This is a genomic window from Pseudomonas sp. PA-4-8C (assembly GCF_021606625.1).
In the GTDB taxonomy this organism is placed as follows: domain Bacteria; phylum Pseudomonadota; class Gammaproteobacteria; order Pseudomonadales; family Pseudomonadaceae; genus Aquipseudomonas; species Aquipseudomonas lactis.
Genome location: NZ_WKCD01000039.1, coordinates 15,274 through 33,974 on the forward strand (window position 1 = coordinate 15,274; position 18,701 = coordinate 33,974).

Here is an 18,701-nt window from a genome sequence, read left to right on the forward strand (position 1 = left end):
GTCTTGTTCACGAGCCATCAACGCAGTCCCTCCAGCCAGCCATCAAGGCCACTGAAGGCATCACTGAAGGTGCGATCAAACAGCAACGGGGTAACGGAGACATAGCCTTGCATCACCGCATGAAAGTCCGTGCCCTCGCCGCCATCTTCGGCGTCGCCGGCCGCGGCGATCCAATAGCCTTCCTTGCCGCGTGGGTCGACCACCTTCAAGGGCGCCGCCGCACGGGCGCGATGGCCCAGGCGCGTGAGTTGGATGCCGCGAATATGGTCGAGGGGCAGGTTGGGGATATTGACGTTGAGTACCGTACGCGGCGGCAGGTCCAGGGAAGCATGGGCCTCCACCAACTTGCGCGCGTAGTAGGCCGCCGTCGCCAGGTTATCCAGTTGCCGCGAAGCAAAGGAAAAGGCAAAGCCGGTTCGGCCCAGGAAGCGCCCTTCGAGGGCCGCCGCCACGGTGCCGGAATACAGCACGTCGTCACCCAGGTTGGCGCCCAGGTTGATCCCCGAGACCACCAGGTCTGGCTGGTGCTCCAGCAAACTGTTGATTGCCAGGTGCACGCAGTCGGTGGGGGTGCCGTTAACGCTGATAAAGCCATTGGCCAGGACCCGCGGATGCAGCGGACGGTCGAGCGTCAGCGAACTGCTGGCGCCGCTCTTGTCCTGGTCGGGGGCAACCACCACGCACTCGGCGTAATCCTGCAGCGCAGCATGGAGCGCGGCAAGACCGGGTGCGGTGGCACCGTCATCGTTTGATATCAGAATACGCATGGGCTGTCCGTCTGCCCCACCGGCACCAGATCAACAAGCTCGCGCACCAAGACAGTGGCGAAGCATCCGGCCGGCAGGACGAATTCCAATTGCAGAATGTCAGGCCCGGGATAATGCCACGTCAACCCGCCAATGGGCAGTCGCAGAATGCGACGTTCCTGGCTCATTCCCGCCTTCACCAGCCAATCACGTAGGTCTGCTTCGCCAGCGACGACAGATTGTTCCAGCTCGTACGTAAGACCTTTCGCCGGCGAATCACCTTCGCCCCACTGCGGGCCGGTGGGATGCAGGTCCAGGATCGCCAGGCGCGGGTCACTGCACTCAGCTTCCCCGGCCGGAAAAAAACTGCGACTGTCGGTAAACGCCAGCAGATCGCCGACTTGGGCTCGCTGCCATGAACCGTCGGCGACGCGGGCCGCCAACACTTTGTTGAACAGGTAACTGCGAGCCGTGGACAGCAAGCGCGAGCGCACGTTGCGCTGCTCGGGCAGGGCCTTGCGGGCAGCCCACTCGCGAGCATCCACCACGTTGCCGCCGTTGTGGCCAAAACGCTGGGTGCCGAAGTAATTGGGGATGCCGTGCCGCGCAATCAACTGCAGACGTGCGTCGATGGCAGCGGTGTCGCCGGCCAGTTGGGTCAGGCGCAAGGTGAAGCCGTTGGCCGAATGGGCACCGCGCTGCAACTTGCGTTTGTGACGCGCAGTTTTCAGGATCTTGAGGGTGTCGTTTTCTGCGCCGCTCATGTCCGGGTCGGCCTTGCCGGGCAATTGCACGCTGAACCACTGACGGGTCAGGGCTTGACGGTCCTTGAGCCCGGCATAGCTGACGGTGCGCAACGGTACGCCAGCAGCCTTGGCGATACGCCGTGCGGCCTCCTCGGTGTTCAAGCCGCGCTTTTCCACCCACAGCCACAGGTGCTCGCCGTCGCCGGTCAGCGGGATGTCCAGCACCTCATCAACCTGGAAGTCTTCGGCCGTGGCCTTCAGTACCGCGCTGCCCAGGGCCTCGCCATAGGCCCGCGGGCCCAGCAGTTGCAGGTCGTTCATGCGCGCAGCAACAAGGCGACGGAGTGCACTGCGATGCCCTCTTCACGACCGGTAAACCCGAGCTTTTCGGTGGTGGTGGCTTTCACGTTGACTTGATCCAATTCAATTTGCAGGTCTGCGGCGATCGCTGTGCGCATCGCTTCGATATGGGGGGCCATTTTTGGCGCCTGGGCGACGATGGTGTTATCGACGTTGCCGACCTTCCAGCCCTTGGCGTGGATCAGGCCGACCACATGGCGCAGCAACACACGACTGTCCGCGCCCTTGAAGGTGGGATCGGTGTCCGGAAAGTGCTTGCCGATATCGCCCAATGCCGCCGCGCCGAGCAAAGCATCGCTCAAGGCGTGCAAGACCACGTCGCCGTCGGAATGAGCCAGCAACCCATGGTGGTGTGCAATGCGCACACCGCCCAGGGTGATGAAATCGCCTTCAGCGAAACGGTGCACATCGTAGCCGTGGCCAATACGCATAAAAAAACGCCCCGATTTAATTCAGGGCGTGATTCTACCTACTTTTGCCTCGGATTAACCGAGCAAAGCACGACCATGATGGCGCAAATGGTCTTCGATGAAGCTGGCGATGAAGAAGTAGCTGTGGTCGTAGCCAGGCTGCAGGCGCAGTTCCAGCGGATGGTTGGCTGCTTTGGCCGCTTGCTGCAAGGCTTCGGGCTTGAGCTGAACCGCGAGGAAATCGTCGCGATCGCCTTGGTCCACCAAGAGCGGCAACTTTTCCGAGGCTTCGCTGATGAGCACGCAGGCATCCCATTCGCGCCATTTCGAACGCTCTTCCCCCAAATAACGGGAAAAGGCTTTCTGGCCCCACGGGCAGTCCATCGGGTTGTTGATCGGCGAAAACGCCGACACCGACAGGTAACGTCCAGGGTTGCGCAATGCGCAGACCAGCGCACCGTGACCGCCCATGGAGTGGCCGCTGATACCGCGCTTATCGGAGGCAGGGAAATGCGCCTCTACCAATGCCGGCAATTCCTGCACCACGTAGTCATGCATCCGATAGTGCTTGGCCCAGGGTTCCTGGGTGGCATTGAGGTAGAAGCCCGCGCCGAGGCCGAAGTCCCAGGCATTGTCCGGGTCGCCCGGCACGCCGAGGCCGCGGGGGCTGGTGTCCGGCGCGACGATGATCAAGCCCAGTTCGGCGGCCATGCGCTGGGCGCCGGCCTTCTGCATGAAGTTTTCGTCAGTACAGGTCAACCCGGACAGCCAATACAGCACCGGCAGCTTGCCGCCCTGCTCTGCTTGCGGCGGCAGGTAGACGGCAAAGGTCATGTCGCAACCCAGCACATCGGAATGATGCTTGTAACGTTTATGCCAGCCGCCGAAGCTCTTCTGGCATGACAGGTTTTCCAGACTCATGGCCGACCTCAGAAGTGAATGACGGTACGAATGCTCTTGCCTTCATGCATCAGGTCAAACGCTTTGTTGATATCTTCCAGGCCCATGGTGTGGGTGATGAAGGTATCCAGCGGAATTTCGCCGGTCTGGGCCATTTCCACGTAGCTTGGCAATTCGGTACGACCGCGCACGCCACCAAACGCTGAACCACGCCAGACGCGCCCGGTGACAAGTTGGAACGGACGTGTAGCGATCTCCTGGCCAGCACCGGCCACACCGATGATCACCGATTCGCCCCAGCCTTTGTGGCAGCACTCAAGAGCCGCACGCATCAGTTGCACATTGCCAATGCACTCGAAGGAAAAGTCCACGCCGCCATCAGTCAGGTCGACAATCACGTCCTGGATCGGGCGATCGTAGTCTTTCGGGTTGATGCAATCAGTGGCGCCCAGTTGCTTGGCGATTTCGAACTTGGCCGGGTTGATATCAATGGCGATGATGCGACCGGCCTTGGCCTTGACCGCGCCGATAATCGCCGACAGCCCAATGCCGCCCAGGCCGAAGACGGCCACGGTATCGCCCGGCTTGACCTTGGCGGTGTTGATCACCGCACCGATGCCGGTGGTGACACCGCAACCGAGCAGGCAGACTTTTTCCAGCGGCGCTTCTTTAGGAATCTTGGCCACGGAGATTTCCGGCAGCACGGTGTACTCGGAGAACGTCGAGGTGCCCATGTAGTGGAAAATCGGCTGGCCCTTGTAGGAGAAACGCGTGGTGCCATCCGGCATCAAGCCCTTGCCCTGAGTCGCGCGAATGGCCTGGCACAGGTTGGTCTTGCCACTCAGGCAGAACTTGCACTTGCCGCATTCCGGGGTGTACAGCGGGATCACGTGATCGCCCACAGCGACCGAGGTCACGCCCTCGCCGATGGCTTCCACCACTGCGCCGCCTTCATGGCCCAGGATCGACGGGAAAATGCCTTCCGGGTCTGCACCCGACAAGGTGTAGGCGTCGGTGTGGCACACGCCGGACGCGACCACCCGCAGCAGCACCTCGCCAGCCTTGGGCATGGCGACATCCACTTCAACAATCTCAAGGGGCTTCTTGGCTTCGAAGGCTACGGCGGCGCGGGACTTGATCATCCGGGTTTCTCCATCGGGTTAAAAACTGAGGCCGTGAGTGTAAAACATCGCCCATTGATGAATAATCCAGGCAAAAGCAAAACATTATTGCCATATAGGGACAATCAGCATGCTGGAGAACCGCTGGGAAGGCATTGACGAGTTTGTCGCGGTGGCCGAATGCAGCCAGTTCACGGCGGCGGCCGAGCGACTGGGGGTATCGTCCTCCCACGTCAGCCGGCAAGTGGCGCGTCTGGAAGAACGCCTGCAAACCCGATTGCTGTACCGCAGCACACGCAAGGTGACGCTGACCGAAGCCGGCCAGACCTTCCTGCAACACTGCCAACGTCTGCAGGACGGTCGCGAGGAAGCGCTGCGGGCGGTGGGCGACCTGACCAGCGAACCCAAGGGCATGTTGCGCATGACCTGCGCCGTGGCTTATGGCGAGCGTTTTATCGTGCCGCTGGTGACACGCTTTATGGCGCACTATCCGCAACTGCGCGTGGACATCGAGTTGACCAATCGCTCACTGGACCTGGTCCACGAAGGCCTCGACCTGGCCATCCGCCTGGGACGTTTGCAAGACTCACGCATGGTTGCCAGCCGCCTGGCACCTCGACGCATGTACCTGTGTGCGTCGCCCTCCTACCTCAAACGGTACGGTCGGCCACACAGCTTGTCGGAGTTGAGCCGGCATAACTGCCTGATTGGCAGCTCGGATATCTGGCAAATGGCCCAGGATGGGCGGGAATTTTCCCAGCGTGTGCAAGGCAATTGGCGCTGCAACAGTGGGCAAGCGGTGCTGGATGCGGCGTTGCAAGGCATGGGCTTGTGCCAGTTGCCGGATTACTACGTCCTGGAGCATCTGCACAGTGGGGCGTTGGTGTCGTTGCTGGAGGCTCATCAACCGCCGAATACTGCGGTGTGGGCGCTGTATCCGCAGCAGCGGCATTTGTCGCCGAAGGTGAGGAAGCTGGTGGATTTCTTGAAGGTGGGGCTGGCTGAGAGGCCGGAGTACAAGCATTGAATTGAGGTGGTCTGCACCGGCCTCATCGCGGCATAGGTATCTACACAACTTCGGTACGACGCTAAACCTGTGGCGAGGGAGCTTGCTCCCGTGACGGCCTGACAGCCGAAGCTGATCTAGCTGACGCACCGCGATCCAAATGTGGGAGCTGGCTTGCCTGCGATGAAGCGGTTACCGCCGGTTAGCCCAGCGCAACTTCAACCACTCCAGATCTTCCGGCCGAGTCACCTTGATATTGTCCGAACGCCCTTCAACCAGACGCGGCGCCTGCCCGGACCACTCCATGGCCGAGGCTTCATCGGTGATCAGCGCATCGGCCACCAAGCTGTCCGCCAAGGCGCGATGCAAGGCGCCCAGTCGGAACATCTGTGGTGTGTAGGCCTGCCAGATCAGGCTGCGATCAATGGTGTCCACCACACGGCCATGCCTGTCGACACGCTTGAGGGTGTCGCGCGCGGGCACTGCCAGCAGGCCGCCTACCGGATCATCGGCCAGTTCCGCCAGGAGCTTGTCGAGGTCATCACGGCTCAAATTAGGCCGCGCAGCGTCATGCACCAACACCCAGTCTTCATCACTGGCGCCCAGGGCATTGAGTTGCAGCAGCGCATTGAGAACCGAGCCGGAACGTTCCGAGCCGCCGTCGGCACGCTGGATACGCGGGTCATTGGCGCATGCCAAGCTGGGCCAATAAGGATCGTCAATTGCAAGACTGACCACCAGGCCCTTGAGGCATGGATGGTCGAGAAAACAGCCGAGGCTGTGTTCAAGAATAGTGCGCCCGCCCAGTTGCAGGTATTGCTTGGGACGGTCCGCAGCCATACGGGCACCGACGCCCGCGGCAGGAATCACGGCCCAGAAGGCCGGTAAATCGTGGCTCATTGGGCCAACTGGTAGAGGGTCTCGCCCTCCTTGACCATGCCCAGTTCATGGCGAGCCCGCTCTTCAACGGTCTCCGTGCCTTTTTTCAGCTCAAGCACTTCAGCGTCGAGGACACGGTTGCGCTCCAGCAGGCGTTCGTTTTCGGCACGCTGGTCGGCAATTTGCTGGGTCAACTCTTCCACCTGCGCAAAGCTGCCATTACCGACCCATAGGCGGTACTGCAGGCCAGCCAGCAACAAGAGCAAGACGAGGAACAACCAATTGGGACTGCGCATCGAAATCCGGGTATCCAGTGAAAAAAGACAGTCATGCAAACCTTTTGCAGCAACTGATAGCACAAAGCCTGGTAAAACCAGGCTTGCGCTTGTCAGTCAGCAGATTAGCGCCGAAATTCACACTTTCGTGAGATTTCTGACGTAATCCGCCGACTTTTTACCATTTACTGCTTAGCCGCGAAACTCGCCGCGACCGTTGTACTTGGCTTTACCTGCCAATTGCTCTTCGATGCGCAGCAATTGGTTGTACTTGGACACGCGATCGGAACGGCACAGGGAACCGGTCTTGATCTGGCCCGCCGAAGTACCCACGGCCAGGTCGGCAATGGTGGAATCTTCGGTTTCGCCGGAGCGATGGGAGATCACGGCGGTGTAGCCCGCAGCCTTGGCCATCTGGATGGCTTCCAGGGTTTCGGTCAGGGTGCCGATCTGGTTGAACTTGATCAGGATCGAGTTGGCGATCTTCTTGTCGATGCCTTCTTTCAGGATCTTGGTGTTGGTCACGAACAGGTCGTCGCCCACCAACTGGATTTTCTCGCCGATCTTGTCGGTGAGGATTTTCCAGCCATCCCAGTCGGACTCGTCCAGGCCGTCTTCGATCGAGATGATCGGGTAGCGCTGGGTCAGGCCCTTGAGGTATTCAGCAAAACCTTCGGAGTTGAACACCTGGCCTTCGCCGGACAGGTTGTACTTGCCGTCTTCATAGAATTCGCTGGCAGCGCAGTCCAGGGCCAGGGTCACGTCGGTGCCCAGCTTGTAGCCCGCGTTGGCCACGGCTTCGGAGATGACTTTCAGTGCATCTTCGTTGGAGGCCAGGTTCGGCGCGAAACCACCTTCGTCACCCACGGCAGTGCTCAGGCCACGGGCCTTCAGTACAGCCTTGAGGTGATGGAAAATCTCGGTGCCCATGCGCAGGCCTTCGGAGAAGGACTTGGCGCCAACCGGCTGCACCATGAACTCCTGGATGTCGACGTTGTTATCCGCGTGCTCGCCACCGTTGATGATGTTCATCATCGGCACCGGCATCGAGTAGACGCCCGGGGTGCCGTTCAGGTTGGCGATGTGCGCGTACAACGGCAGGTCCTGGTCCTGCGCAGCCGCCTTGGCAGCCGCCAGGGATACCGCGAGGATGGCGTTAGCGCCGAGGCTGCCTTTGTTTTCAGTGCCGTCGAGCTTGATCATCGCGTGGTCCAGGGCTTTCTGGTCCAGCGGGTCCTTGCCCAGCAACAGGTCACGAATCGGACCGTTGATGTTGGCTACAGCCTTGAGTACACCCTTGCCCAGGTAACGGCTCTTGTCGCCATCACGCAGTTCCAGCGCTTCGCGCGAACCGGTGGAAGCACCGGACGGCGCGCAGGCGCTGCCGATGATGCCGTTATCGAGAAGCACGTCGGCTTCGACGGTGGGGTTGCCACGGGAGTCGAGAACTTCACGACCTTTGATGTCGACGATTTTTGCCATTGTTGTAAACACTCCAAAGTTGACGAAAACGACGCAGCTGAAGGAAATCTTTTGACCGACCGCAAGGGTGGAACAACGGGGCAGGCTTGCAGACGACAAGGCTCAGGCCCGGGGGCCTGAGCGTAAAGCGTGGGAAATTCTACCGGAGAAATGCCAGTTACGCGGTCTCTACCGTCGGAAAACTCTTGACCAGCTCGTCCAACTGCTTGAGCTGGGCCAGGAATGGCTCCAGCTTGTCCAAGCGCAGGGCGCATGGGCCATCACATTTGGCGTTGTCCGGATCTGGGTGAGCTTCAAGGAACAGGCCCGCCAGCGACTGGCTCATGCCCGCCTTGGCCAGGTCCGTCACCTGGGCACGGCGCCCGCCCGCGGAGTCCGAACGACCACCGGGCATTTGCAGCGCGTGGGTGACGTCGAAGAACACGGGGTATTCGAACTGTTTCATGATGCCGAAACCGAGCATGTCCACCACGAGGTTGTTGTAGCCGAAGCTTGAACCCCGCTCGCAGAGGATCAACTGGTCGTTACCCGCTTCCACGCACTTGCTCAGGATGTGTTTCATCTCCTGGGGCGCAAGGAACTGGGCTTTCTTGATATTGATCACAGCGCCGGTCTTGGCCATGGCGACCACGAGGTCGGTCTGGCGCGACAAAAAGGCCGGCAACTGGATGATGTCGCACACCTCGGCGACCACGGCAGCCTGCTCAGGCTCGTGGACGTCGGTGATGATCGGCACGCCGAAGGCTTGCTTGATGTCCTGGAAGATCCGCATGCCTTCTTCAAGGCCCGGGCCGCGATAGGAGGTGACGGACGAACGGTTGGCCTTGTCGAAGCTGGCCTTGAAGACGTAAGGGATACCCAGTTTCTGGGTGACCCGAACGTACTCCTCACACACCTGCATCGCCATGTCGCGGCTTTCCAGCACGTTCATGCCGCCGAACAGCACCATGGGCTTGTCGTTGGCAATCTCGATGTCGCCTACGCGAATGATCTTCTGGGCCATCTGGTTTACGCCTTCTTCTGGTGTTGCGTCAGTGCTGCTTTGACGAAACCACTGAACAACGGGTGACCGTCGCGCGGCGTCGAGGTGAACTCCGGGTGGAACTGGCAGGCCACGAACCACGGATGATCCGGTGCCTCGACCACCTCAACCAGCTTGCCATCACCGGAGCGACCGGAGATTTTCAGGCCAGCTTCTTTGATCTGCGGCAGCAGGTTGTTGTTCACTTCGTAGCGGTGACGGTGACGCTCGACGATCACGTCCTTGCCATAGCAGTCGTGTACCAGCGAGCCGGCCTCCAGCAGGCAATCCTGAGCACCCAGGCGCATGGTGCCGCCCAGGTCGGACGTTTCGGTACGGGTTTCAACGGCGCCGGTGGCGTCTTCCCACTCGGTGATCAGGCCCACGACCGGGTGGCCGCTGGAGTGATCGAACTCGGTGGAGTTGGCGTCTTTCCAGCCCAGCACGTTACGGGCGAACTCGATAACGGCCACTTGCATGCCCAGGCAGATACCCAGGTACGGCACCTTGTTTTCACGGGCGTACTGCACGGCAGTGATCTTGCCTTCCACGCCACGCAGGCCGAAACCGCCGGGAACGAGGATCGCGTCAACACCTTCGAGCAGCGCAGTGCCCTGGTTCTCGATGTCTTCGGAGTCGATGTAGCGCAGGTTGACCTTGGTACGGTTGCTGATACCGGCGTGGCTCATGGCTTCGATCAGCGACTTGTACGCGTCCAGCAGCTCCATGTACTTACCGACCATGGCGATGGTGACTTCATGCTCAGGGTTGAGCTTGGCGTCGACAACCGCTTCCCACTCGGACAGGTCGGCACCGCCGCACTGCAGGCCGAAACGCTCGACCACAAAATCATCCAGCCCCTGCGAATGCAGGATGCCCGGGATCTTGTAGATGGTATCGGCGTCTTCCAGGGCAATTACCGCACGTTCTTCAACGTTGGTGAACTGCGCGATCTTGCGGCGCGAGGAAATGTCGATCGGGTGATCGGAGCGGCATACCAGCACATCCGGCTGCAGGCCGATGGAACGCAGTTCCTTGACCGAGTGCTGGGTAGGCTTGGTTTTGGTTTCGCCGGCAGTGGCGATGTAGGGCACCAGTGTCAGGTGCATCAGCATCGCGCGCTTGGCGCCAACTTCGAAACGCAACTGGCGGATGGCTTCGAGGAACGGTTGGGACTCGATGTCACCCACGGTGCCACCGATCTCGACCATCGCCACGTCGGCATCGCCTGCACCCTTGATGATGCGGCGCTTGATTTCGTCGGTGATGTGCGGGATCACCTGGATGGTTGCACCCAGGTAATCACCACGGCGCTCTTTGCGCAGCACGTGCTCGTAGACACGGCCGGTGGTGAAGTTGTTGTTCTGGGTCATGGTCGTGCGGATGAACCGCTCGTAGTGGCCCAGGTCCAGGTCGGTCTCGGCGCCGTCGTGGGTGACGAACACTTCACCGTGCTGGAACGGGCTCATGGTGCCCGGGTCAACGTTGATGTACGGGTCCAGCTTGAGCATGGTGACCTTAAGTCCCCGCGCCTCCAGGATGGCCGCCAATGAAGCGGAGGCAATGCCTTTCCCCAATGAAGAAACAACACCGCCCGTGACGAATATGTAGCGCGTCATGAAAAACCCTAGAAGTCTGCGTTAAAGCGGTCCGAGCCGCCGGGGAAAGCGAAGGAAGGCCGAAGCCCCCGATCACCTGCATTAATCACAGTGCACCTTTCAAAAAAACCGCCGCGTTGTGACAGACCAGCAATGAAACACCGGTACGTTGATCGCTACACATTTTTTGGAATCGCCCAGCAAAGACTGCTTGGTAATCGGCAACGACTGCGATTCAGGCGAATCCACAGAAGTTGTATCAAGAAGGGAGCGTAGTCTACCGGAAAGGCGCTATCAGCTCAAACCTTGATCGCAGCTCTGTGGCAACCAATCCAATTGCACCTCACCCACCGACCGGGCCCATGCCCCCGCAACGCTTGGCACAGCCAGCAATTGCTCGCCCCGATAGACCAGCGGCAATCTGCCACGGACGAAGCCCGGCATGCCGCTTTCATTCAGCAGACGCTTGAGATCACGCCGGCCTCGGCCCGGTACGTCGATGATTTCGCCACCCTGGCGATATCGGATCACTAGCGGGCCTTCGGGAGCCTCGCCAATAAACTTCAGTTGGCCATTGCCCGTTAACTCTAGTGGATTTTGCGGATCGGGCCAGCTCACCGATGCGTCGGAAAACTCCGACCAAGTTGAAGGTAACCACCAGATGCGTTCACCGCTACGCTGCATTTGGCCGTCGGCCAGGCGCCACAGAGGCTGTGCGTCCCCCTTGGCATCGCGCAGGGCATGCCAACCAGCCCAGTGGTCGCTGTCCGGTAAACCGGTCAGTGGTATCAGCCAATGCCGCAGGGCGTTACGCTGGCGGGCATCGGATAGTTCACGCAATGGCTCAAGCGCCAGAGACGGCAGCGGCAACCAGGGAAACGTAGAAGGCTGATCGGCGCGCTGCAGGTCCATCAGCGCCAACTCGTCGAGCAGCCCTTGCGCCTCAGCCATGTGTTCAGCCGTGCGAGCCAGGTGGGTGATCGCCTGGGGCCAGCGTTCCGTCAGGGTTGGGAATACGCGGTGACGCAGGTAATTGCGGGAAAACCGTGGATCAGCGTTGGAGGGATCTTCGATCCACTGCAACTGATGCTGATGGGCGTAGGCTTCCAGCTCGCTACGAGAGAATGCCAGCAACGGCCGCACCAAGTGGCCCTGCGCTAAGGGGCGATGCTCAGGCATAGACGCCAACCCTCGCACGCCGGCGCCACGCAGCAGGCGAAACAGCAGGGTTTCGGCTTGATCGTCGCGATGCTGGCCAGTGAAAAGCACCTCCCCTGCCACCATGACTTGCATGAACGCTTGGTAGCGCGCCTCGCGGGCCGCGCGTTCAAGGCTCGCACCGGGACTGACCTGCACGCGCATGACGCGCAAAGGTACGCCCAGGGCGTCGCAGACCGACTGGCAATGAGCAGGCCATGCATCGGCAGCAGCTTGCAGACCATGGTGGACATGAACGGCGCTGACAGGAGGCAGGTTTTCGATTTTGGCCAGTGAGGCCAGGAGGTGCAGCAGGACGGTGGAGTCGAGACCACCGGAGAACGCGATATGCCAGGCCGGCGCGTTGCGCCAGGGGGCCAGGGTGTGCAGGAGTGTGGCCGGCAGGGTTGGTTTCATCACACGTCACCGCCGCAAAGCTGGAATACGTTCGTCAGCATACACAAAGCAAATGTGGGAGCCGGGCTTGCCCTAATACCTGTAGGAGCGAGCTTGCTCGCGAAAAACTCAAAGGCGCCACGTTCATTCAGAAAACACGCGTTATCGTTGACGTTTTTCGCGAGCAAGCTCGCTCCTACAGAAGGCGATGACCGCTTAACTGACTGGCAGCATCAGTGATACCAAGGTGATGCTATCGCAGGCAAGCCAGCTCCCACACAAGCCGGCTCCCAAATTGGGTACAGCGTCGGCTTAGAGGCCGTAGCTCATCAGGCGCTCATAACGACGAGCCAGCAGCGCTTCGTTATCCAGCTTCTTGAGCATCGCCAGTTGCGAACCCAACTCGGCACGGATGGTCGCAGCGGCGGCAGCCGGGTCACGGTGGGCGCCGCCCAGTGGCTCGGCGATAACCTTGTCGACGATACCCAGGCCTTTGAGGCGATCGGCGGTGATGCCCATGGCTTCGGCAGCGTCCGGCGCCTTTTCGGCGGTTTTCCACAGGATCGAGGCACAACCTTCCGGCGAGATCACTGCGTAGGTCGAGTATTGCAACATGTTCAGTTGGTCGCAGACACCAATGGCCAGCGCACCGCCAGAACCACCTTCACCGATCACGGTGGCGATGATCGGGGTTTTCAGGCGGGCCATGACGCGCAGGTTCCAGGCAATCGCTTCGCTCTGGTTGCGCTCTTCGGCGTCGATACCCGGGTAGGCACCTGGCGTGTCGATGAAGGTCAGGATCGGCATCTTGAAGCGCTCGGCCATTTCCATCAGGCGGCACGCCTTGCGGTAGCCTTCCGGGCGCGGCATGCCGAAGTTGCGGCGTACTTTTTCGCGCACTTCACGGCCTTTCTGGTGACCGATCACCATCACCGGCTGGTCGTCCAGGCGAGCGATGCCGCCCACAATGGCCGCGTCGTCGGAGAAGTGACGGTCGCCGTGCAACTCATCGAACTCGGTGAAGATGTGCTCGATGTAGTCCAGGGTGTAAGGACGGCGCGGGTGGCGAGCCAGGCGCGCGATCTGCCAGCTGGTCAGCTTGCCGAAGATGTCTTCGGTGAGCGTGCTGCTCTTGTCTTGCAGGCGAGCGATCTCATCGCCGATATTCAGCGAATTGTCATTGCCGACCAGGCGCAGCTCTTCGATCTTGGCTTGCAGGTCAGCGATCGGCTGTTCGAAATCAAGAAAATTCGGGTTCATAAGCGTCCGTCTTGGGTCGACGGCCAAGGGGTGCCTGGCCAGCCGGTTGTCTATTCGCGCCCTACCTTAAGGGAGAGGCGCGTTTAGGTCGAGATTAAATGTTTAGTCGAGATCAGACTCATCTGACCGTCAACGGTATTGGAGGAAGACGTTGTCTCGCCCGAACTGGTCACGCAAAGCTTGAATCAAGCCATCAGCGGGATCAATTCGCCACGTCTCGCCAAACTGCAACATGGCCTTGGCATCGCTGCCCGTGTATTCCATGGTCACCGGGCATGCGCCACGGTGGCGTTTGAGCAAGTCCCCCAACCAGCGTAGCTGATCGCCTTTAAGCGCTTCGGTCTTGACCTTCAGGCGCAGGCTCTCGGCCAGATTGGTACGGGCATCTTCCATGCTCATCACCCGCTTGATACGCAGGCGCAGGCCACCGGAGAAGTCGTCATTGCTGACCTCCCCTTCCACCACCACCATGGCGTCGGTCTGCAGCAGCGACTGGGCGGAGTGGAACGCGTCGGCAAACAATGACGCTTCGATGCGGCCCGAGCGATCATCAAGGGTGATGAAGCCCATCTTGTCGCCCTTCTTATTTTTCATCACCCGCAGGGCGATGATCATGCCGGCGACGGTCTGGGTATCCCGCGCCGGTTTCAGGTCGATGATGCGCTGACGGGCGAAACGGCGGATTTCGCCTTCGTACTCGTCAATCGGGTGACCGGTAAGGTACAGGCCCAAGGTGTCTTTCTCACCTTTCAGGCGTTCCTTGAGCGTCAGCTCCTTGGCCTTGCGATGGTTGGCGTAGACATCGGCATCTTCTTCGACGAACAGCCCGCCAAACAGGTCGGCGTGGCCGCTGTCATGGGTACGGGCAGTCTGTTCGGCAGCCTTGATCGCCTCTTCCATGGCGGTCAGCAGCACCGCACGGTTGCGGTCGATATTGGCCTGGTAAGCCTTCGGCTCATCATGGAAGTACGGGCCAAGACGGTCGAGTGCGCCGCTGCGGATCAGGCCATCGAGGGTACGCTTGTTGATGCGCTTGAGGTCCACCCGCGCACAGAAATCGAACAGGTCTTTGAACGGCCCGTCCTGACGCGCCTCGGTAATGGCCTCCACCGGGCCTTCGCCCACGCCCTTGATCGCGCCGAGGCCATAGATGATGCGGCCTTCGTCGTTCACCGTGAACTTGAACTCCGAAGCGTTCACGTCCGGCGCATCGAGGCGCAGCTTCATGGTGCGCACTTCCTCGATCAAGGTCACGACCTTGTCGGTGTTGTGCATATCCGCCGAGAGTACCGCCGCCATGAACGGCGCCGGGTAATGGGCTTTCAGCCAGGCGGTCTGGTACGACACCAGGCCGTAGGCGGCGGAGTGGGATTTGTTGAAGCCATAACCGGCGAATTTTTCTACCAGGTCGAAGATGTTACCGGCCAGGTCGGCATCGATGTTGTTAGTCGCGCAGCCTTCAATGAAACCGCCACGCTGCTTGGCCATTTCCTCGGGCTTTTTCTTACCCATGGCGCGGCGCAGCATGTCCGCACCGCCGAGGGTGTAGCCGGCCATCACCTGGGCGATCTGCATCACCTGTTCCTGGTACAGGATGATGCCGTAGGTCGGCGCCAGTACGGGCTTGAGGCCCTCGTACTGGTAGTCGGAGTGCGGGTAAGCCAGCTCGGCCCGGCCGTGTTTACGGTTGATGAAGTCATCCACCATGCCCGATTGCAGCGGGCCCGGACGGAACAGGGCCACCAGTGCGATCAAGTCTTCCAGGCAGTCGGGCTTGAGCTTTTTGATCAGCTCTTTCATGCCCCGGGATTCAAGCTGGAACACCGCGGTAGTTTCGGCTTTTTGCAGCAGGCTGTAGGTCGGTTTGTCGTCCAGCGGGATAAACGCGATATCCAGCGGTTCTTCGCCGACCTTGGCACGGTCGCGGTTGATGGTCTTGAGCGCCCAGTCGATGATCGTCAGGGTGCGCAGGCCGAGGAAGTCGAACTTCACCAGGCCGGCCGCCTCCACGTCGTCCTTGTCGAACTGGGTGACCAGGCCGTCGCCTTCTTCATCGCAATAGATCGGCGAAAAGTCGGTGAGCTTGGTCGGCGCGATAACCACACCGCCGGCGTGTTTACCGACGTTACGCACCACGCCTTCGAGCTTACGCGCCATGTCCCAGATTTCAGCGGCTTCTTCATCGACCTTGATAAAGTCGCGCAGGATTTCTTCCTGCTCGTAGGCTTTTTCCAGGGTCATGCCGACTTCGAACGGGATCATCTTCGACAGGCGGTCGGCCAAACCGTAGGACTTGCCCTGCACCCGCGCTACGTCGCGGATTACCGCTTTGGCGGCCATGGAACCGAAGGTGATGATCTGGCTTACCGCGTTGCGGCCATATTTTTCGGCCACGTATTCAATCACGCGGTCACGGCCATCCATGCAGAAGTCGACGTCGAAGTCGGGCATGGAAACCCGTTCCGGGTTCAGGAACCGTTCGAACAGCAGGTCATATTCCAGCGGGTCAAGGTCGGTGATCTTCTGTACATAGGCCACCAGCGAGCCAGCACCTGACCCCCGGCCCGGACCTACCGGTACGCCGTTGTTTTTGGCCCACTGGATAAAGTCCATCACGATCAGGAAGTAACCAGGAAATCCCATCTGGATGATGATATCCAGCTCGAAATTCAACCGGTCGACATACACCTGGCGCTTGGCTTCGTAGTCTTCGGTGGTGTCCTTGGGCAGCAGGACGCTGAGGCGTTCTTCCAGGCCATCGAACGACACTTTGCGAAAGTATTCGTCGATGGTCATGCCATCGGGAATCGGGAAGTTGGGCAGGAAGTGCTTGCCCAGCTTTACTTCAATGTTGCAGCGCTTGGCGATCTCGACGGAGTTCTCAAGGGCCTCGGGCAAATCGCTGAACAGCTCCGCCATTTCATCGGCGCTTTTGAGGTACTGCTCTTCGCTGTAGTTCTTCGAGCGGCGCGGGTCATCCAGGGCCCGGCCCTCGCCGATGCACACGCGGGTTTCGTGGGCTTCGAAATCTTCTTTCTTGATAAAGCGCACATCGTTGGTCGCCACCAGCGGCGCACCCAGCTTATCGGCCAGGGCTACAGCGGCGTGCAAATGCTCTTCATCGTTGGGGCGATTGGTGCGCTGCACTTCCAGGTAGAAACGGCCCGGGAATACCTGCATCCACTCGCGCGCCAGCACCTCGGCTTCCTGGGGGTTGCCGCCCAGCAGCGCGATACCGATTTCACCCTCTTTGGCCGCCGAGAGCATGATCAGGCCTTCGCTGGCTTCGGCCACCCACTCGCGCTCGATGATGATCGAGCCGTTGCGCTGGCCATCGATAAAGCCACGGGAAATCAGTTCGGTGAGGTTGCGGTAACCCACGCCGTTCATCGCCAGCAGGCTGATGCGGCTCAGGGGGTTATCCGGGTCTTTGTTGGACAGCCACAGATCGGCGCCGCAGATCGGCTTGATGCCGGCGCCCATGGCGTTCTTGTAGAACTTGACCAGGGAACACATGTTGTTCTGGTCGGTAACCGCGACCGCAGGCATGTTCATGCCCACCAGGGTTTTGACCAGCGGTTTGATCCGTACCAGGCCGTCGACCAGGGAGTACTCAGTGTGCAGGCGCAGATGAACGAATGAAGCCGGCATAGTGATCCTGTCTTGATACATGAAAACAACAAGGCCCGGATTGTACCGGGCCTTGGTAAAAACATCAGCCTTGCTGCTAAACCTCGATCAGACTTTCACGGGCCTCATAAGCCTGGCGTACCGGGGCAAACGAGCGGCGATGGATCGGGGTGGGGCCGAGCCGAGCCAGGGCTTCCAGATGAACGGGCGTCGGGTAGCCTTTATGGCCACCAATGCCGTAGCCGGGGTAGATCAATTCGAACGCGGCCATCTCACGGTCACGGCTGACCTTGGCCAGGATCGAGGCAGCGGCAATGGCGGGAACCTTGCTATCGCCCTTGACCACCGCTTCGGACGGCATCGTCAGCTTGGGGCAGCGGTTGCCGTCGATCATCGCCATTTTCGGGGTGATGTGCAGCCCTTCCACAGCGCGCTGCATCGCCAGCATGGTGGCGTGCAGGATATTCAGCTCGTCGATCTCTTCGACTTCAGCCCGGGCGATATGCCAGCTCAGGGCTTTTTCACAGATCTCGTCATAGAGCTTTTCACGACGGGCTTCGGTGAGCTTCTTCGAATCGTTGAGCCCCAGGATCGGGCGGTTCGGATCAAGGATCACCGCCGCCGTGACCACTGCGCCACACAACGGGCCGCGCCCTACTTCGTCAACACCTGCCACCAACTCGTGGGCTTGGGCGACGAGGCTGAAATCCAGGCCCATTTGCGTGGTCATAAGGCTTCCTGTTTATGGCCGATCAAGGTCAGCACGGCATCGGCCGCCTGGTTCGAGGCATCACGGCGCAACGTGCGGTGGATGTCGTCGAAACCACGGGTCTGCTCTTCGCCGCCGTCAATCAAGGGTAGTAGGGTTTTTGCAAGCGCTTCGGGCGTTGCATCGTCCTGCAACAACTCCGGCACCAGCAGGCGCTGGGCCAGCAGGTTGGGCAAGGAAATGTAAGGGCTCTTGACCATGCGCTTGAGGATCCAGAAGGTCAGTGGCGCCAAGCGATAGGCGACGACCATCGGGCGCTTGTACAGCAAGGCCTCAAGCGTGGCGGTGCCCGAGGCGATCAACACCGCATCGCAGGCTGCCAGGGCCAGGTGGGACTGGCCATCGAGCAGGGTCAACGGCAGGTTGCGACCTTCCAGCAGCGTTTCGATCTGCGCACGGCGTTGTGGGCTGGCGCAAGGCAGCACAAAGCGGATTCCCGGCTTTTGCGCCTGGAGACGTTCGGCGGCATCAAAAAACAGCGCTCCCAAACGTCCTACCTCGCCGCCACGGCTTCCTGGCATCAACGCAACCAAGGGGCCATCGGGCAAGCCCAGCTCGGCACGTGCAGCCGTACGATCAGCTTGCAAGGGAATGGCGTCAGCCAGGGTGTGGCCGACAAACCGCACCGGCACGCCCTTCTCTTCGTAGAACCGGGCTTCGAATGGCAGCAAGGTCAACATCAGGTCGCAGCCTTCGCGGATTTTCAACACGCGCTTCTGGCGCCACGCCCACACGGATGGGCTGACGTAGTGCACGGTCTTGATCCCGGCCTGGCGCAACTTGAGTTCGATATTGAGCGTGAAATCCGGCGCATCGATGCCGATAAAGACGTCAGGCTTTTCTTCGATCAGCGTCTTGATCAGCAGCTTGCGGCGAGCCAGCAGCTCACGCAGGCGCCCCAAGAC

The 18,701-nt window shown here is 60.4% G+C and carries 16 protein-coding genes; 1 reads left to right on the forward strand and 15 read right to left on the reverse strand.

Annotation, left to right across the window (positions count from 1 at the left end; all coding sequences use genetic code 11):
• Nucleotides 1-17 precede the first annotated feature (17 nt).
• The 5 genes from surE to GIW04_RS09620 are packed head-to-tail and all read right to left on the reverse strand — an operon-like array spanning nt 18 to nt 4,304.
• Nucleotides 18-767 (reverse strand): 5'/3'-nucleotidase SurE, encoded by a 750-nt coding sequence (gene surE, locus GIW04_RS09600; RefSeq protein WP_003189210.1) that lies wholly within the window; start codon nt 765-767, stop codon nt 18-20.
• A complete protein-coding gene (gene truD / locus GIW04_RS09605) occupies nt 755-1,813 on the reverse strand; it encodes a tRNA pseudouridine(13) synthase TruD (RefSeq protein ID WP_003189208.1) in 1,059 nt (352 codons plus the stop codon). The genes surE and truD overlap by 13 nt, the downstream gene beginning before the upstream one ends.
• Nucleotides 1,810-2,283, reverse strand: coding sequence for a 2-C-methyl-D-erythritol 2,4-cyclodiphosphate synthase (ispF, locus tag GIW04_RS09610; protein ID WP_003189207.1), 474 nt, complete (start codon nt 2,281-2,283; stop codon nt 1,810-1,812). Before ispF ends, truD begins: the two co-directional genes overlap by 4 nt.
• Nucleotides 2,284-2,337: 54 nt before the next feature.
• Entirely contained in the window at nt 2,338-3,183 is an 846-nt protein-coding gene (gene fghA, locus GIW04_RS09615; protein WP_003189205.1) for an S-formylglutathione hydrolase, read from the reverse strand.
• Nucleotides 3,184-3,191: 8 nt separating this feature from the next.
• The gene (locus GIW04_RS09620; protein WP_003189203.1) at nt 3,192-4,304 is read right to left on the reverse strand and encodes an S-(hydroxymethyl)glutathione dehydrogenase/class III alcohol dehydrogenase; all 1,113 of its coding nucleotides are present in this window, start codon (nt 4,302-4,304) and stop codon (nt 3,192-3,194) included.
• Between the two features lie 109 nt (nt 4,305-4,413).
• On the opposite strand from GIW04_RS09620, the gene GIW04_RS09625 reads away from it, so the two are divergent.
• Complete coding sequence (locus tag GIW04_RS09625; protein WP_003189201.1) at nt 4,414-5,310, forward strand: LysR substrate-binding domain-containing protein; 897 nt, start codon at nt 4,414-4,416, stop codon at nt 5,308-5,310.
• A gap of 171 nt (nt 5,311-5,481) precedes the next feature.
• Here GIW04_RS09625 and ispD read toward each other — a convergent pair whose 3' ends face one another.
• The 10 genes from ispD to lpxB form a co-directional block, all read right to left on the reverse strand.
• Nucleotides 5,482-6,189 (reverse strand): 2-C-methyl-D-erythritol 4-phosphate cytidylyltransferase, encoded by a 708-nt coding sequence (gene ispD / locus GIW04_RS09630; RefSeq protein ID WP_003189199.1) that lies wholly within the window; start codon nt 6,187-6,189, stop codon nt 5,482-5,484.
• Nucleotides 6,186-6,464 (reverse strand): cell division protein FtsB, encoded by a 279-nt coding sequence (ftsB, locus tag GIW04_RS09635; RefSeq protein WP_003189195.1) that lies wholly within the window; start codon nt 6,462-6,464, stop codon nt 6,186-6,188. The genes ispD and ftsB overlap by 4 nt, the downstream gene beginning before the upstream one ends.
• A gap of 171 nt (nt 6,465-6,635) precedes the next feature.
• Complete coding sequence (eno, locus tag GIW04_RS09640) at nt 6,636-7,925, reverse strand: phosphopyruvate hydratase (protein ID WP_003189193.1); 1,290 nt, start codon at nt 7,923-7,925, stop codon at nt 6,636-6,638.
• 157 nt (nt 7,926-8,082) lie between these two features.
• Nucleotides 8,083-8,928, reverse strand: a complete 846-nt coding sequence (kdsA, locus tag GIW04_RS09645; protein WP_003189190.1) for a 3-deoxy-8-phosphooctulonate synthase — start codon at nt 8,926-8,928, stop codon at nt 8,083-8,085.
• A 5-nt stretch (nt 8,929-8,933) separates the two neighbouring features.
• The gene (locus GIW04_RS09650) at nt 8,934-10,565 is read right to left on the reverse strand and encodes a CTP synthase (RefSeq protein WP_003189189.1); all 1,632 of its coding nucleotides are present in this window, start codon (nt 10,563-10,565) and stop codon (nt 8,934-8,936) included.
• A 273-nt stretch (nt 10,566-10,838) separates the two neighbouring features.
• Nucleotides 10,839-12,158 (reverse strand): tRNA lysidine(34) synthetase TilS, encoded by a 1,320-nt coding sequence (gene tilS / locus GIW04_RS09655; protein WP_120247602.1) that lies wholly within the window; start codon nt 12,156-12,158, stop codon nt 10,839-10,841.
• A gap of 291 nt (nt 12,159-12,449) precedes the next feature.
• Nucleotides 12,450-13,397 carry an acetyl-CoA carboxylase carboxyltransferase subunit alpha gene (locus GIW04_RS09660; RefSeq protein ID WP_003189182.1) on the reverse strand — a complete coding sequence of 316 codons (948 nt, stop codon included), beginning with the start codon at nt 13,395-13,397 and terminating at the stop codon, nt 12,450-12,452.
• Between the two features lie 129 nt (nt 13,398-13,526).
• Complete coding sequence (gene dnaE / locus GIW04_RS09665; protein ID WP_032893179.1) at nt 13,527-17,048, reverse strand: DNA polymerase III subunit alpha; 3,522 nt, start codon at nt 17,046-17,048, stop codon at nt 13,527-13,529.
• A 76-nt stretch (nt 17,049-17,124) separates the two neighbouring features.
• Nucleotides 17,125-17,757 (reverse strand): ribonuclease HII, encoded by a 633-nt coding sequence (rnhB, locus tag GIW04_RS09670; RefSeq protein ID WP_032900444.1) that lies wholly within the window; start codon nt 17,755-17,757, stop codon nt 17,125-17,127.
• The coding region (gene lpxB / locus GIW04_RS09675; RefSeq protein ID WP_236478970.1) for a lipid-A-disaccharide synthase at nt 17,754-18,701 on the reverse strand (948 nt) is incomplete at its 5' end. The genes lpxB and rnhB, both read right to left, overlap by 4 nt.

Bases quoted from the DNA above. Each gene is read 5' to 3' on its own strand.
- surE (WP_003189210.1), bottom strand. From the start codon at position 767: ATGCGTATTCTGATATCAAACGATGACGGTGCCACCGCACCCGGTCTT.
- truD (WP_003189208.1), bottom strand. From the start codon at position 1,813: ATGAACGACCTGCAACTGCTGGGCCCGCGGGCCTATGGCGAGGCCCTG.
- ispF (WP_003189207.1), bottom strand. From the start codon at position 2,283: ATGCGTATTGGCCACGGCTACGATGTGCACCGTTTCGCTGAAGGCGAT.
- fghA (WP_003189205.1), bottom strand. From the start codon at position 3,183: ATGAGTCTGGAAAACCTGTCATGCCAGAAGAGCTTCGGCGGCTGGCAT.
- GIW04_RS09620 (WP_003189203.1), bottom strand. From the start codon at position 4,304: ATGATCAAGTCCCGCGCCGCCGTAGCCTTCGAAGCCAAGAAGCCCCTT.
- GIW04_RS09625 (WP_003189201.1), top strand. From the start codon at position 4,414: ATGCTGGAGAACCGCTGGGAAGGCATTGACGAGTTTGTCGCGGTGGCC.
- ispD (WP_003189199.1), bottom strand. From the start codon at position 6,189: ATGAGCCACGATTTACCGGCCTTCTGGGCCGTGATTCCTGCCGCGGGC.
- ftsB (WP_003189195.1), bottom strand. From the start codon at position 6,464: ATGCGCAGTCCCAATTGGTTGTTCCTCGTCTTGCTCTTGTTGCTGGCT.
- eno (WP_003189193.1), bottom strand. From the start codon at position 7,925: ATGGCAAAAATCGTCGACATCAAAGGTCGTGAAGTTCTCGACTCCCGT.
- kdsA (WP_003189190.1), bottom strand. From the start codon at position 8,928: ATGGCCCAGAAGATCATTCGCGTAGGCGACATCGAGATTGCCAACGAC.
- GIW04_RS09650 (WP_003189189.1), bottom strand. From the start codon at position 10,565: ATGACGCGCTACATATTCGTCACGGGCGGTGTTGTTTCTTCATTGGGG.
- tilS (WP_120247602.1), bottom strand. From the start codon at position 12,158: ATGAAACCAACCCTGCCGGCCACACTCCTGCACACCCTGGCCCCCTGG.
- GIW04_RS09660 (WP_003189182.1), bottom strand. From the start codon at position 13,397: ATGAACCCGAATTTTCTTGATTTCGAACAGCCGATCGCTGACCTGCAA.
- dnaE (WP_032893179.1), bottom strand. From the start codon at position 17,048: ATGCCGGCTTCATTCGTTCATCTGCGCCTGCACACTGAGTACTCCCTG.
- rnhB (WP_032900444.1), bottom strand. From the start codon at position 17,757: ATGACCACGCAAATGGGCCTGGATTTCAGCCTCGTCGCCCAAGCCCAC.